Here is a 15,360-nt window from a genome sequence, read left to right as displayed (position 1 = left end):
AGGCTTATTTATGAAGGTTTTTTTTTCAGTGGTGTCTCACGGACACGAAAGTATTATTCGAGAGTTAGATTGTATAAGTAATTTGTGTCAAGAGTTTACTGTCGTTCTAAAGAGTAATAAATCAGGTGATGATTTTCATTATTTAATGGCGAGTGAAACTTTCCACTGGATAGATAGCGATTATGGTTTAGGTTTTGGTCATAATAACAATAAAGTTTACTCTTATTGTAAAGATAAGCTTGGTATGAAAGAGCATGATATTTTTGTTGTTCTCAACCCTGATGTACTAATTGATATTGAGTCTGTCCGTAGGCTAATATTCTTTATGAAGAAAGATAAAAATAAACTCTGTGCGATTAATCTTTTTAAAGACCGTGATCTGCAAGTATTTGACAACTCCATAAGAGAATTCCCATGTTTGAATCAATTTGTCAAGTCTTTTCTTGGGTTTGGTAATTCATCGATCATAGATAAAGCATTGATTGACAAACCTACAAGTGTTGACTGGGCTGCTGGTTCTTTTCTTGCATTCAAAGCAAATCTTTATCAATCTCTGGGGGGATTCGATGAGGGGTACTTTATGTATTGTGAAGATATTGATATTTGTTTTAGAAGCAAAAAAGCAGGGTTCCCTGTAGTCTATTATCCAGAGGTTAGAGCTTTGCACCTTGCTAAGCATGCCAATAGGTCTTTATTTTCTATGCATTTATATTGGCATGTGAGCAGTGTTATTAGATTTTTGTGTTCTAAAAGTGGCTTGGTGAAAGCAAAGTCTAAGATATAGGTATCGAATTTTAAGTTTGTCGAGATTTTTCTATTATTTTAAGTGTTAAACATTTTATAATCGATTATCTATTTTAACCTAATTAATGTAAAAGATAGTTCCATTTAGCATGGACAGATAAAAACTTCCAATTATGTGAACGAAATATATGGCTATAGACTTATTTTTTGTATTCTTAACATCATTTGCTACATTGTTTTTACTTCGAAAGGTAGCAAAAATAGTGGGGTTAGTTGATAAACCAAATGAAAGAAAAATGCATGAAGGTGCAGTGCCTCTTGTTGGTGGTTTATCAATATGTATTACTTTAGCTCAATATTTGTACTATAGCCAGCATGTCCTTTTACATTCTGAGTTATATATTTATTGCATTTCGATCTTGGCTATCGTCGGGGCGCTTGATGACAAATATGATGTTAGTTTCAAATTTCGCCTTTTGATTCAAGGTGGGTTGTCGGTTGCGATGATCTATTATGCAGGGCTGGAACTACACACTCTGGGTGATATGTTCGGTTTCGGTACGCTTGATCTTGGTACTCTTGGTTATGTGATCACTGTCTTTGCCGTTATTGGCGCTATTAATGCGTTTAATATGGTAGATGGTATAGATGGCTTGCTGGGTTTCTTATCTATCGTCACTTTTGGCAGCCTTGGTTTGATGCTGACGATTGATGGTCAACCTGACTTAGCTTATTTTTGCATTATTATCATCGTTGCCATCATTCCGTACATTCTTCTCAACTTAGGTGCGTTTGGTAAGAAGAAGAAAGTATTCATGGGTGATGCTGGCAGTATGCTGATTGGTTTTACCGTTATTTGGATGCTTTTACTCGCTAGTCAAAATGGTACTCGCCCGCCACTTCGCCCTGTAACAGCATTGTGGTTTATTGCTGTGCCTCTGATGGATATGGCTGCAATCATGATCCGTCGTGTTCGGCGTGGTGACTCACCGTTTAAGCCAGATCGTGAGCACTTACACCATATTTTCCAGCGTCTTGGGTTTAACTCGACTCAGACTCTCATTGCTATTTGCTCGATTGCGATTCTATATTCTGCTGTAGGCATCTTAGGCGAAGTCTATGATGTGGCTGAGTACATTATGTTTTGGGGCTTTATTGCTTGTTTCTGTATTTATGCGGTCTTACTTTCATACGTATGGCGTATTACGGCTTTTTTAAGAAAAAAAACAAGTTAGACGTTACATTAACGTCGTTACTATCAGCACTCAAACCACTCCACCTATCAACCCAATTAAGCTAGAATACCCACCTCTAGCTTAATTGGGTACTCTTCACATGCTCTCCCTCATTGGTCGTTCTGCGCCATTATTTTCTTCAGATTTACACTCTCATCAGCAAGCATTAGCTGCTAAGGTTTCGCGATCGCGCTTTTTGGTGCTAGGTGGTGCGGGCTCGATTGGTCAGGCGGTTGTTAAAGAGATTTTTAAGCGTCAACCCAAGGCGTTGCATGTTGTTGATCTTAGCGAGAATAACCTGGTTGAGTTGGTGCGTGATATTCGCAGTTCGTTTGGTTACATCAATGGTGATTTCCAAACGTTTGCCCTTGATATTGGCTCGGTAGAGTTTGATGCCTTTATCTCACAGCAAGTAAAAGCCGCTGGCTATGATTACGTTCTTAATCTATCAGCGCTCAAGCATGTCCGTAGTGAGAAAGACCCGTTTACCCTGATGCGCATGGTCAATGTGAATGTATTTAATACCGATAAAACCGTACAGCAAGCGATAGAACTTGGCACTAAAAAGTACTTTTGTGTCTCAACCGATAAAGCGGCTAACCCTGTTAATATGATGGGGGCGTCTAAGCGCATTATGGAAATGTTCTTGATGCGTCGTAGCCAAGATATTGCCATTTCAACGGCGCGTTTTGCTAATGTGGCTTTTTCTGATGGCTCTTTGCTTCATGGTTTTAATCAGCGGATCTTGAAGCAACAGCCTCTCGTTGCCCCTAATGATATTAAGCGCTATTTTGTCACGCCGCAGGAGTCTGGTGAGCTGTGTTTGATGTCTTGTATCTTTGGTGAAAACCGAGATATCTTCTTTCCAAAATTGAGCGAAGCCCTTCACCTTATCTCGTTTGCCGATATTGCCGTTAAATACCTTAAACAGCGTGGCTTTGAACCTTATCTGTGTGAAACAGAACAGCAAGCGCGAGAGCTAGCGAAGATACTACCTGAGCAAGGAAAATGGCCGTGTTTGTTTACCTCTAGTGATACTACGGGTGAAAAAGACTTTGAAGAGTTCTACACGGGTGACGAAGTACTTGATATGGCACGGTTTGATAATTTAGGTGTGATTAAAAATAAACCTGAGTTTAACCCTGAATTACTTGCTCATTTTGAACACGCTATTGCCGAGATCAAAGCTAATCAGTGTTGGAGCAAAGACGAGTTAGTTGCGCTTTTTCATCAAATGATCCCTGATTTTGGTCATAAAGAAACGGGTAAGTACCTCGATAGCAAAATGTAATGGCGGTGATAAAGAACGATGAAAGCTATTTATAACAGCGCTATACCCCAAAATACAGCAAGCCAGCGACTGGTTGAATTTGTCCGCGATACCTATCAAACCAATGATTTTGTCCCTCTGCATGCGCCCTGTTTTATTGGCAATGAAAAGCACTACCTGCTTGATACCATAGATAGCACTTTTGTTTCGAGTGTCGGTCGTTATGTTGATCAGTTTGAGCAACAAATCGAACAATATACTGGCTCGGCTAAAGCGGTTGCGACGGTTAATGGTACCGCGGCCTTGCATGCGGCATTACATCAAGCGGGGGTGCAAGCGGGCGATTTGGTGATAACCCAGGCACTGACGTTTGTGGCCACCTGTAATACCTTGCATCACATGGGCGCTGAACCACTGTTTGTCGATGTTAATCGTCAAAGCCTCTCTTTGTGTCCGCAAGCTTTATCTGAGTACTTAACGGATAACGCTGTCTTTGATGCTAGCGGCCTGTGTATTCATCAAGCAACGGGTAAGATAATTAGAGCCATATTGCCTATGCATACCTTTGGTCATCCTGCGCAATTAGATGAGCTGATGGCGGTGTGCCTTCAATGGAACTTAGTCTTGGTTGAAGACGCGGCTGAAAGTTTAGGCTCATTCTATAAAGGCAAGCATACCGGGACGATTGGTGACTTTGGGGCGCTGAGTTTCAATGGCAATAAGATCATAACGACGGGTGGCGGTGGTATGGTGTTATGTCATGACGCCCAAGCAGGACAAGGCCTTAAACACCTAACAACAACCGCCAAGGTCGCGCATCCTTATGAGTTCTATCATGATGAAGCTGGCTTTAACTATCGAATGCCGAATTTAAATGCCGCCTTGGGGTGCGCGCAGTTAGAGCAACTGCCAGCCTACCTTGCCGCTAAGCGTCAGTTAGCCATGGATTACCAAGCGCTATTTTCGAGTGATGCTGGCTTTTCGGATTACCAGTTTGTGGTTGAGCCTGAGTATGCTCAGTCTAACTACTGGCTCAATGCAGTCATTTGTCCAAATAGCGAGGCTCGCCAACAACTGCTAGAAGCGACCAATCAACAAGGTGTGATGACTCGGCCTGTGTGGCAACTTATGCATACTTTGCCTATGTATCAGCATTGTTTTCGAGGGGATTTATTGACCTCTGAGTGGCTTGCTGATCGCATTGTGAATTTACCGTCTTCACCGATTCTTAGTTCGAGTACTGATAATCAGCTCTGATAACTAGTGGCTTTTCATAACGATGGGCCATAGCGGCTAGTCCTAATCACGAACTATAACGACGTGCGAATATCGTCTTACCTTTCTATGGCCTTTGCTTTGCCTTTGTTACAATGGCGATATTAGAACAGTCTAAGCCGCTAAAGACGTTGAGAGTCTAAGGCTTAGGCGACAAAGGTAGGACGCTAGATGACATCACGTAAAATCGCTGTATTTACAGGTACTCGTGCAGAATACGGATTGCTGTATTGGTTGATGAAAGATATTCAGGCAGCAGAGGGTCTTGATTTACAGCTTTTGGCCTCTGGCGCTCATTTTTCACCTGAGTTTGGTTTTACCTACCAGCAAATTGAAGCTGATGGATTCATTATTGATGAAAAAGTTGAAACTTTACTGTCATCAGACTCATCTGCTGGTGTTGCGAAAAGTATCGGCCTTGGTGTGATTGGTTTTACAGATGCCTTGTCACGATTAGCGCCAGATGCCCTTGTGATATTAGGGGATCGTTTTGAAGCGTTAGCCGCGGCACAAACGGCGATGATTTTACGAATTCCGGTTTTTCATCTGCATGGTGGTGAGATCAGTGAAGGTGCTTATGATGATGCGATTCGCCACGCCATCACTAAACTCAGTCACTATCACTGTACCTCGATGGAAGCCTACCGTCAGCGTGTGATCCAACTTGGTGAAGCGCCTGAGCGTGTTTTTAATGTGGGGGCATTAGGGCTGGATCATTTAAATCGTAGTCAGATGTTATCACTGGATGCGTTAAGTACTTCGCTGAATTTTTCGCTTCATTCTCCTTTCTTTGTGGTGACCTACCACCCAGTCACTCTTGCTGATGAAGAGGCCATCGCCAGCTTCCAAGCGTTACTGGATGCCTTAGAGGCCTTCCCGCAGCATCAAGTTATTCTGACTTACCCCAATGCCGATGATGGCGGTAGGCAGATCATTCCCATTCTTGAAGCTTATGCTGCTGCGCAACCTGAGCGGGTCTTGGCGATACCTTCTTTAGGTCAACAGCGCTATTTAAGTGCGGTGAAGCATGCCGCGGCTGTTATTGGTAATTCGTCGAGCGGTATTATCGAAGTGCCTTCGTTTGATGTGCCGACAGTTAATATTGGTGCGCGTCAGCAAGGGCGTGTTGCGGCAAAAAGTGTCATTCATTGTTCGCCAAATACTGTCGCGATAAAGAACAGCATTACACATGCCCTCAACCAAAGCTACAAGCGAGATAGTGACGTCATTATCAATCCTTATGGGGAGGGTAATAGCAGTGAGCAAATTATTCAGCTTTTGCGAACACTGCCGTTACATGTAATGAAGACATTTTATGATTTGCCAAGCTGTGTTACTTGACCGTTTCAGACCAAGCATAATGGTCTACACCTAGTTGCGAATTAACCAAGAAACATAACCCTAGAACTTAACTACAAATACTTAACGACAGGTGCTTATCATGACTTTGATTATTGCCGAAGCAGGCGTCAACCATAATGGTGATATTACACTTGCGCATGAGTTGGTCGATGCTGCTTACCAAGCAGGGGCTGATATTGTTAAGTTCCAGACTTTTAAAGCCAAGCATTTAGTGACGGCGAGTGCTAAGCAGGCTGATTATCAGGTTGTTAATACTCAACAGCAGGAGTCTCAGTTAGCTATGCTGAGTCGACTAGAGCTGAGTTTTGAGGCACATTTTTCCCTTAAGCAGCAATGTGAGTTGCTAGGTATCGAGTTTTTATCAACAGCTTTTGATAGCGAAAGTTTAGCGTTTCTGGTAAATGAACTGGGACTGAAGCGCTTAAAGCTGCCTTCTGGTGAGTTAACCAATGCACCGCTGATCCTTGAACATGCCCGTACGAGGTGTGAACTGATTGTCTCGACAGGGATGGCGACACTTGCTGAGGTTGAAGCGGCTTTAGGTGTGATTGCTTTTGGCTATACCGCCGATCTGAGTACCAAGCCTTCAATAGCAGCTTTTGAACATGCTTTTCGCTCAGCACAAGGCCAAGCAGCACTCAAACAGAAAGTGACTTTGCTGCATTGCACCACCGAATACCCAGCCCCCTTGGCTGAAATTAACCTACGTGCGATGGATACGCTCAGTGAGCAGTTCCAATTGCCAGCGGGTTATTCCGACCACAGTGAGGGTATTACTGTACCTATTGCAGCTGTAGCCCGTGGGGCGACTGTGATTGAAAAACACTTTACGCTAGATAAGACAATGGCAGGACCTGATCACAAGGCGTCGCTGAACCCAGAAGAACTAAGCCAAATGGTAGCTGCTGTTCGTGGTGTAGAACTTGCGTTGGGATCAGGTGAAAAAGCGCCGCAAGGCTCTGAAATCAAAAACATGGCGGTTGCGAGAAAGAGTTTGGTTGCCAATGGTACTATTGCCAAAGGCGAAGTGTTTAGTTCGCATAATATCGCTATTAAGCGTCCTGGCAGTGGGGCAAGCCCATATCGTTACTGGGAGCTAATTGGAAAGGCTGCTGGGCGAGATTATCATGAGGGAGACTTCATTAATGAGTAGCTTAGTGAGTAATCAAAAGCCAAGTTCTGAATTGTTTGTGTTAGGGGCTGGTGGGCATACAAGTGTGTTAGTGGATATGCTGCGTCAGCAAGAACAACCTATTACAGGTATCATCAGTGCTGATTTAGCGCAAGAAGATAACCAATTGCGCAGTGTGCTGAAAGGACTTCCTCAGTATTTTTCTGATGACGATATTTTGGCTTTTTCAGCTGATTCCGTCCGTTTAGTCAATGGTATCGGTGCGATCCCTAAGCGTCTTACGCGTATAAAACTATTTAACGACTTTAAAGCCCAAGGTTATCGCTTTGCTTCGGTGATTTCTCTACATGCGATAGTTTCGCCTTTTGCGATCCTCGGGGAAGGCGTGCAGGTGATGCCTGGTGCCATTATTCAAGCTGGCGCTGATATTGGCGATAACTGTATTATCAATACAGGAAGTATTGTCGAGCATGATTGCGTGATTGAAGCGCATAGCCACTTAGCGCCACATGCGACCCTTTGCGGTCAGGTACATGTCGGTGAGGGTACTTTTATTGGTGCTGGCGCTGTGGTCATTCAGAATATTACAATTGGCTCCGAAGCCATTATTGCCGCTGGGGCTCGAGTGCACAAACATGTTCAAGCAGGTGAAACGGTTATATGATAAAAAATTGGACCAAAGCTGTGTTGCCAATCAGCGCAACATTGCGAGAAGTACTTGCTGTGATTGATGAACAAGCACTACGCATTGTGCTGGTTGCCGACGATGAATTACGTCTGTTAGGCACAGTGACCGACGGTGATTTGCGTCGAGGTTTATTGCGTGGTTTAGATATGTCATCCAGTGTTGAACTGGTCATGAACAAGCAGCCCACAACGGCTGGTAGTGATCTGTCGGATCAGGATCTGGTGCGCTTGATGGAAGCGAAAGATATTCTCGCGATCCCCTTGGTTAATAACGGCATACTTTACGGTCTAAAAACATTAAACCAAGCGCTACATCCTATCCGCTATGATAACCCTGTCTTTTTAATGGCCGGGGGGTTTGGTACCCGTTTACAACCGCTCACTAATGCCTGTCCAAAACCCTTGTTGAAGGTGGGGGATAAGCCCATCCTCGAAAGTATCTTATTAAGCTTTATTCGCGCTGGTTTTCACCATTTCTATATTTCGACCCATTACCTGCCTGAGATGATCCGTGCCCATTTTGGTGATGGTGAAAAGTGGGGCGTGAGTATCACGTATATTCATGAAGAGCAGCCATTGGGTACTGGTGGTGCGTTAGGGCTATTACCTGACAATACGAGTCAATTGCCGTTGATTATGATGAATGGCGATATCATGACAAACCTTGATTTCGAAAAGTTGCTCAATTATCACCAGTCACAAGTAGCCGATGTCACCATGTGTGTGCGTGATTATGAATATCAAATTCCATTTGGTGTGATTGATTGTGCTCACACGGATAGTAATGGCAGTGTGATCACGGCATTAAGCGAAAAGCCGGCGCATAAAGTGAAAGTGAATACCGGGATTTATGTGCTTAATCATGATGTGGTACGTCAAATTGCACCCAATCAACGCATTGATATCACTACCGTGTTTGAGCAAGTTATTGCGCGCGGTGGAAAAGCGGTTCCCTATGAAATCAGCGAGTATTGGCTTGATATTGGCCGAATCGATGATTACCGTCGTGCCCAAGCGGATATGCTAGAGCTAGGTATTTTCTAATGTCATCTCATGGAACAAACCTTAAAAAGCCGCTTGCAATTATTCCTGCACGGGGTGGCAGTAAACGTCTGCCTCGGAAAAATGTGTTGCCGTTAGCAGGTAAACCATTAATTGTATGGACAATTGAAGCCGCATTAGAAAGCGGTGTTTTTGATCGCGTGGTGGTGAATACCGACGATCAAGAAATAGCGGATATAGCCATACACTATGGTGCTGAGGTGCCTTATTTACGTCCAGGTGAATTGGCGACAGATACTGCAACAACCCTCGATGTATTAAAGCATCAACTTCAATATGCCGTCTCTGAGTGGGGCGGTTATGACGATTTTGTTTTACTGCAACCAACCTCCCCATTGCGTACAGGCCAAGATATTCGAAATGCTTGGACGCTCTATAGTCAACATGAGGTTGAGAGTGTGGTGGCGGTTACTGAGGTCGAGCACCCGCTCCAGTGGACCTATAAAGCGAATGATGATCAGACGCTAAGCCCGTTGTTTGACGATAATTTAAAACGTAGCCAAGACTGCGAACAACACTTTCGTCTCAATGGGGCGATATATATTACTTCTATCGACAGTGTATTGGCCCGACATACCCTTATTCATCCTTCATCAAACATGGGGTATCAAATGCCAGCAAATCGCTCACTGGATATTGATGAAGAATTTGATTTTGTTATCGCTCAATCGATTTTGACGCATTACGCAAAATCGACGGATTAATTTGCGAGTTCACTCGAGTTCTTACGACTAATAACAATTTCCAGTCATTAAATTCTGTCATCATGCCCGCCTATTAATGATATGTTGGAGCAATGCCGTGCGCATAGAACATCATGGGGCCAAATGCGGGGTAACAGGCTCTTGCCATGAGTTATTTATCGGAAATAATAGTTTATTGATCGACTGTGGCCTTTTCCAGGGAGAAGAGCTGCAAGCATCATTAAATATTGATTTCCCATTAGATAGTGTGCGCGCACTCTTTCTTACTCACTGTCATATCGATCATGTAGGACGTATTCCCTGGCTGCTTGCTGCGGGCTTTCATTCGCCTATTTATGCGACTCAGGCAACGGCTGCCTTACTGCCTTTAATGCTGGAAGATGGATTAAAAATTCAACTAGGGCTTGATGGTAAACAGTGCGAGCAAATTACTAACAGAGTTCGTGCTTTACTCAAACCCATTCCTTTTGATTGCTGGGTACAGCTAACTTTTCCTAGTGGCGAGTTGATTAATGTTCGTTTTCGTCAAGCGGGGCATATCTTAGGATCGGCGTACGTTGAAATTAAACTGCCTGATGATCGCATCGTTGTCTTTTCTGGGGATCTTGGGCCTTGTCATACCCCGCTATTGGTTGATCCTGTTTCGCCTAAGCGTGCTGATGTATTGGTATTAGAAAGTACTTATGGTGATCGCAGGCACCCATCAATTGTTGATCGCCAAACTCGATTAAAAGCGATTGTTGAGCGCTCACTACAAGATGGTGGGGCAATTATTATCCCCGCTTTTAGTGTGGGGAGAACTCAAGAGCTTCTGTTTGATTTAGAAAATATCATCGCTCAAGCGGATATGAACGCGTCTAATGTAAATTGGCAAAACCTCCCCGTGGTGCTGGATTCACCGCTAGCAGCCAAGATCACCGAACAATACAATGTCTATAAGCAATTGTGGGCTAATGAGGCCAAGTCTCGTTATATCACAGGCCGTCATCCGCTTTCTTTTCAGCAATGTATCGTGATTGAATCGCATGCTGAACATATTGCCCTGATTAACCGTCTTCAAACATCAGCCGAGCCTGTCATCATAGTGGCTGCCAGTGGCATGTGTACCGGTGGGCGCGTGGTGAGTTACCTTGAAGCTTTATTGCCAGATAAGCGCACTGATGTTGTTTTTTCTGGCTATCAAGCGAAGGGAACATTGGGTAAAGCCTTGCTCGATGGCACTGATAAGGTTGAGATTAATGCAGAGCAGATCGTAGTGAATGCGCAAATACACCAACTGTCAGGGTACTCTGCGCATGCTGACCAAGATGACTTAATCGCTTTTGTACAAAATATCGATCACGGTCCCAGTGACATTTATTTAGTTCATGGTGAAGTGGCAACGCAACGTATTTTAGCTGACAAGCTCTATGCAGTGATTGAAAATGTCACTATTCATCATGCCGATTAGTGCTAGCGTTATAGCAATATTTTATTCGCCATATATTCATTATGGCTTTCTGAACATGCGAAAAGTACAAGCCTGACTATACTTATATTCATATCAATAACTCGCATTAATGAGTAGGAATGGTATGAATAGATTTGTAATTGCGCTGATTTTTTCTGGGATTTTGTCGTCTACAGCTTGGGCTGCGGATGAGGCGACAACAGCACCTCAAGTGACAACGGAAACTGCAACACAAGCGAGCGCTAGCTCAACAACTTCTACGGCAAGTGCATCCACAACAGGTGCTGCGGCTGGGGCAAACACCGCATTAGCAGCGTCAGCGGGTGGGTTAACAGCCACAGCGATTGCTGTTGGTGTGGCTGCTGTAGTTGTCGCTGTGGCATTAGCTGATACAGGTGGCGAAGATTCAGGTCCTCCCGCAACCGTGCCAGTTGAATAGAGCGAAAGGGCGGACCGTTTCAGATCTGCCCTTTCTATTTATTTCTATTCGCCAAGGCTTTATTTATCTTGGTTGAGCTGTTTGCCTCGAACGAGGCGGCGTACCCATGAACGCCCTGGATGCAAGGCTTCCAGCACATCGTTTGGCAGCGGGAGCGGATCGCCACAAATTTGAGAAGCCATTAACTCTCCAAGTAGTGGCGCAGAGCTTAACCCACGAGAGCCTAAACCCAGCAAGCTGTAGAGATTGCCATAGCAAGGCACGGCTTGGGCTGTGTCTTTGTTATCGTTAAGATCGCGATATTGTGTAATCAAATCCTCAATACGACAGACATCACCCACAATTGGTAAGTGATCTCGACTAGCGCTACGTACACCCACACGCGCTTGGTTATCACTCATATCGACATCTTTTGGCCAGTCGGCTTCTGGTAGGCTGTTAATTAATCGTTGCTTGTTAGATGCGTGTTCATCGTCGCTAAAGTCGGTGTTGGTATTATTACGTCCGTAACTGGCACCGATACAGTGAGTCTCCGAGGTGGTATTTTTCGGCGTTAGGTAACCGTCATAACACAACACCGTTTTAAGCGCTGTTAGGCTTGCATTGGTTGGAATATGACTGACTTGGCCACGTACAGGGTAGAGCGGTATTTGCTCTGTCTGTGTAAATTCGGTGAACCGATGGCCGTTTGCGACGATAACCGTATCATGGGCAAAGGTTTCGTCTGCTGTATTATTTAACTGCCAACCATTTTCATGTTGCGTTAACTTGGTGATGGCACAATTGTAATGGGTGGTCAGCAAGCCAGTTTGTTCGGCGTAAGCGATCAATATACGCGTAAGCTCCTGTGGACACAGCCAGCCCCCTAACGGGTAGTGTACGCTTGCATGGCCTGATTCAACGCCAGTTAAGCGCTGGGTTTGCGCTTTATCATAAGCGATGATCAGCTCTGATGGGAATCCACCGTCGAGCATGTTATTGAGTTTCTTCTTGGTATTCTCATCCCAGCCTAGTTGCGTCACGCCACACCATTGGTGGGCAAAGTCACCGTACTGAGCCGCTTGTTCAACAAATTGGCGTGCATATAAAAAAGCAGGTGCAAAGAAGCTCGAAATGGCATCATGGCCGCCACTGAGTAGCGGATAAACTGCGCCTTGTCGATTACCTGATGCACCCTCAGCAGGCTGGCTGTCGGCACAGTATAAGCTGACCTTAACGCCTCGGCGAATCAGAGCAATAGCAGCACTGGCAGAGGCTATGCCACCACCAATAATAGCGACGTTCTCAGCGCTGTTTGCTGCATTTCGCTGATACCAAGGCTTGACGTTTGAACCACACTGACGTGCTTCAATATGGCCAATCAACATGTCACGTTTCGTACCAAAGCCTTTGGTTTTTGACATGCTAAAGCCTGCTTCGATTAAACCGCGGCGGACAAAACCAGCTGCCGTAAAGGTTGCGGTTGTACAATCCGTTCGCGCCAGTTTTGCCATATTATTGAACAGGTTTTGGTTCCACATTTCTGGGTTTTTGCTTGGCGCAAATCCATCGAGGAACCAAGCATCAACAACCCCGTCTTCGCCACACCAGACTTGCGGCATACAGTCTTTGATATCGCCAAACCATAAATCAAGCGTGATCATGCCATCTTCCAGCACAATACGCTGACAGCCTGCAACCGCTGCAGGGTAATGGGCATGCAGTTGCTCGGCCAAATCTGCCAGTTCAGGCCACGACTGGTGAGCTTTAATTAAGTCAGCTTTGGTGACGGGGAATTTTTCAAAACTGATGAAATGCAGCTCTTTGGTTGTCGCATCAGGGTGTGCGGCTCGGAAAGCTTTAAACCATTGCCACAGCGCCAGAAAGTTTAATCCGGTACCAAAACCGGTTTCAGCCACTACAAAGCGGCGACGATCAAAGTGTTCCCAGCGTGTCGGTAAGCCATTTTGTTGAAGAAAAACGTAGCGCGTCTCTTCTAAGCCATTGGTGTTAGAAAAATACACATCATCAAAATCGTTAGAGACGGGTGTACCGACTTCGTTCCAGTCAAGAACGGCGTGCTCAATGCGCTTATTGGGCTTATCAGACAAAGGGAAAACCTCTTTAGTGGAGCTGTTGTACATGACAAATCGGTATTTTAGCCGCCAATATGGCGTTAGAATCCATGTACGAACATAATAAAAAGTTGGAAATTAACCGCGATTGTACCCGAACTATGGGAAAGCTGACCACTTTTGAGTGAGAAAGCCGTTATTATCTCTTCGTTAAATATCAGTAGGAATTCATCATGAAACGAGCCGTAATTACAGGCATGGGTATCGTATCCAGCATCGGTAACAACGTAAACGAAGTGCTGGAATCGCTAAAAGAAGGTAAGTCTGGCATTAATTTCTCTGAACAATTTGCTGAAATGAAGTTACGCAGCAATGTTTGGGGCGATCTTAAATTAAAGCCTTCTGAGCATATCGATCGTAAAAAGATGCGTTTCATGGGCGATGCAGCAGGTTTTGCATATTTGTCTATGGAGCAGGCAATTGAAGATGCCGGCCTAACTGAAGATCAAGTTTCTAATGACCGAACTGGCCTAGTGGCGGGTTCAGGTGGCGCATCATCGCTAAACCAAGTGGCGGCTGTTGATATTATCCGTGAAAAAGGCGTTAAGCGCGTAGGCCCATACATGGTACCTCGTACTATGTCATCGACTGTGTCTGCATGTTTGGCAACCCCATTCAAAATCCGTGGTGTTAACTACACCATGAGTTCTGCATGTGCAACATCGGCGCACTGTATTGGTCACGCCCTAGAGCTGATCCAACTAGGTAAACAAGATGTTGTTTTCGCTGGTGGTGGTGAAGAGCTAGATTGGTCTCTGACCATGATGTTTGATGCTATGGGTGCACTATCTACTAAGTACAACGATGATCCAGCTAAAGCGTCTCGTACCTACGATGCAGACCGTGACGGTTTTGTTATCTCCGGTGGCGGCGGCATGATGGTGATTGAAGAGCTAGAGCATGCATTGGCGCGTGGCGCGAAAATCTACGGTGAAATCGTGGGCTATGGCGCGACATCAGATGGCTACGACATGGTAGCACCATCAGGTGAAGGTGCGGTGCGTTGTATGAAGATGGCAATGCAAGATCTTGATACGCCAGTGGATTACATTAACACTCACGGTACTTCGACACCGGTTGGTGATGTGAAAGAGTTAGGCGCGATTCAAGAGCTATTTAGCGAAAACTGCCCTGCAATTTCAGCCACTAAAGCGATGACAGGTCACGCATTGGGTGCGGCGGGTGTTCACGAAGCGATTTACTCCACTTTGATGCTAGAGCACGGTTTTGTCGCGCCAAGCATTAATATCGAAAACCTAGACCCAGCGGCTGAAGGTTTAGATATCGTGACTGAGAAGCGCGATACTGAATTGAAAACCGTGATGTCGAATAGTTTCGGTTTTGGTGGCACTAACGCAACGCTAGTGATCAAAAAGTACGAAGCTTAATTTAAGGTGTAAAAACGACAGGTAAGCAAGATAACGGCGAAATAAGTGGTTTACCTGTTTTACCCCTTAAACCTATTTTCCGAGGTTGGCACTGACTAAAATGAAAGATTAGATGACTTGTCCAGAGCTCTCTACTATTTCAATATTTTTAGCCAGTGCCTGTAAACAGACGCACATCGTATCGTAGGTACTAGTTACTCAGAGTAACAGATGATTTTTCTCGGACTTTTAGCCCAGCATTTGCTGGGTTTTTTTGTCTTAGAAGCAATCATAGTGCATCAATCTATCGAAAGCCTTTTATCATACATCGTCTGAACCTGCGCTGTATGTCGGCTTGATCGCTCTTGTGACTGAATAGAATTAATTGCTATCGATGATAAATAGCACGGGCTGTTATTGTTGAGGTTAATGCCAATCTTTGCTTTGTTCTCAGTGTTTTTCTCTAGGCTGTCACTTGACTACTTACCTACCCAGATTGGTATAGGGTATTATACCTGC

The 15,360-nt window shown here is 44.7% G+C and carries 13 protein-coding genes; 12 read left to right on the top strand and 1 reads right to left on the bottom strand.

What is annotated here, in order from left to right:
• Positions 1-10: 10 nt before the first annotated feature.
• The 11 genes from OCU77_RS12535 (at position 11) to OCU77_RS12485 (ending at position 11,360) form a co-directional block, all read left to right on the top strand.
• Positions 11-784 (top strand): glycosyltransferase, encoded by a 774-nt coding sequence (locus OCU77_RS12535; protein ID WP_048899080.1) that lies wholly within the window; start codon positions 11-13, stop codon positions 782-784.
• A 148-nt stretch (positions 785-932) separates the two neighbouring features.
• The gene (wecA, locus tag OCU77_RS12530) at positions 933-1,979 is read left to right on the top strand and encodes a UDP-N-acetylglucosamine--undecaprenyl-phosphate N-acetylglucosaminephosphotransferase (protein WP_048899081.1); all 1,047 of its coding nucleotides are present in this window, start codon (positions 933-935) and stop codon (positions 1,977-1,979) included.
• 100 nt (positions 1,980-2,079) lie between these two features.
• Positions 2,080-3,270, top strand: coding sequence for a UDP-N-acetylglucosamine 4,6-dehydratase (locus tag OCU77_RS12525; RefSeq protein WP_048899082.1), 1,191 nt, complete (start codon positions 2,080-2,082; stop codon positions 3,268-3,270).
• Positions 3,271-3,288: 18 nt separating this feature from the next.
• A complete protein-coding gene (locus OCU77_RS12520; protein WP_107302912.1) occupies positions 3,289-4,506 on the top strand; it encodes a LegC family aminotransferase in 1,218 nt (405 codons plus the stop codon).
• 189 nt (positions 4,507-4,695) lie between these two features.
• Positions 4,696-5,865, top strand: a complete 1,170-nt coding sequence (gene neuC / locus OCU77_RS12515) for a UDP-N-acetylglucosamine 2-epimerase (protein ID WP_048899083.1) — start codon at positions 4,696-4,698, stop codon at positions 5,863-5,865.
• A 100-nt stretch (positions 5,866-5,965) separates the two neighbouring features.
• Entirely contained in the window at positions 5,966-7,039 is a 1,074-nt protein-coding gene (neuB, locus tag OCU77_RS12510) for an N-acetylneuraminate synthase (protein WP_107302911.1), read from the top strand.
• The gene (locus OCU77_RS12505; RefSeq protein WP_084711794.1) at positions 7,032-7,682 is read left to right on the top strand and encodes an acetyltransferase; all 651 of its coding nucleotides are present in this window, start codon (positions 7,032-7,034) and stop codon (positions 7,680-7,682) included. Before neuB ends, OCU77_RS12505 begins: the two co-directional genes overlap by 8 nt.
• The gene (locus OCU77_RS12500; protein WP_048899084.1) at positions 7,679-8,749 is read left to right on the top strand and encodes a nucleotidyltransferase family protein; all 1,071 of its coding nucleotides are present in this window, start codon (positions 7,679-7,681) and stop codon (positions 8,747-8,749) included. Before OCU77_RS12505 ends, OCU77_RS12500 begins: the two co-directional genes overlap by 4 nt.
• Positions 8,749-9,471 carry an acylneuraminate cytidylyltransferase family protein gene (locus tag OCU77_RS12495; protein WP_048899085.1) on the top strand — a complete coding sequence of 241 codons (723 nt, stop codon included), beginning with the start codon at positions 8,749-8,751 and terminating at the stop codon, positions 9,469-9,471. Before OCU77_RS12500 ends, OCU77_RS12495 begins: the two co-directional genes overlap by 1 nt.
• Positions 9,472-9,568: 97 nt before the next feature.
• Positions 9,569-10,921 (top strand): MBL fold metallo-hydrolase RNA specificity domain-containing protein, encoded by a 1,353-nt coding sequence (locus OCU77_RS12490; protein ID WP_048899086.1) that lies wholly within the window; start codon positions 9,569-9,571, stop codon positions 10,919-10,921.
• A 124-nt stretch (positions 10,922-11,045) separates the two neighbouring features.
• On the top strand, positions 11,046-11,360 hold the full coding sequence (locus OCU77_RS12485) for a hypothetical protein (protein WP_107302910.1): 315 nt from the start codon (positions 11,046-11,048) through the stop codon (positions 11,358-11,360).
• Positions 11,361-11,419: 59 nt separating this feature from the next.
• Here OCU77_RS12485 and mnmC read toward each other — a convergent pair whose 3' ends face one another.
• Positions 11,420-13,483: a bifunctional tRNA (5-methylaminomethyl-2-thiouridine)(34)-methyltransferase MnmD/FAD-dependent 5-carboxymethylaminomethyl-2-thiouridine(34) oxidoreductase MnmC gene (mnmC, locus tag OCU77_RS12480; RefSeq protein WP_048899087.1), complete on the bottom strand. Its 2,064-nt coding sequence runs from the start codon at positions 13,481-13,483 to the stop codon at positions 11,420-11,422.
• A 164-nt stretch (positions 13,484-13,647) separates the two neighbouring features.
• On the opposite strand from mnmC, the gene fabB reads away from it, so the two are divergent.
• On the top strand, positions 13,648-14,862 hold the full coding sequence (gene fabB, locus OCU77_RS12475) for a beta-ketoacyl-ACP synthase I (RefSeq protein ID WP_048899088.1): 1,215 nt from the start codon (positions 13,648-13,650) through the stop codon (positions 14,860-14,862).
• Positions 14,863-15,360: the final 498 nt, after the last annotated feature.

Origin of the sequence: Photobacterium swingsii, assembly GCF_024346715.1 — a bacterium.
Classification (GTDB): Bacteria; Pseudomonadota; Gammaproteobacteria; order Enterobacterales; family Vibrionaceae; genus Photobacterium; species Photobacterium swingsii.
The sequence above is the reverse complement of the archived record's forward strand: the minus strand, read 5'-3'. Positions and strand labels throughout refer to the sequence as shown.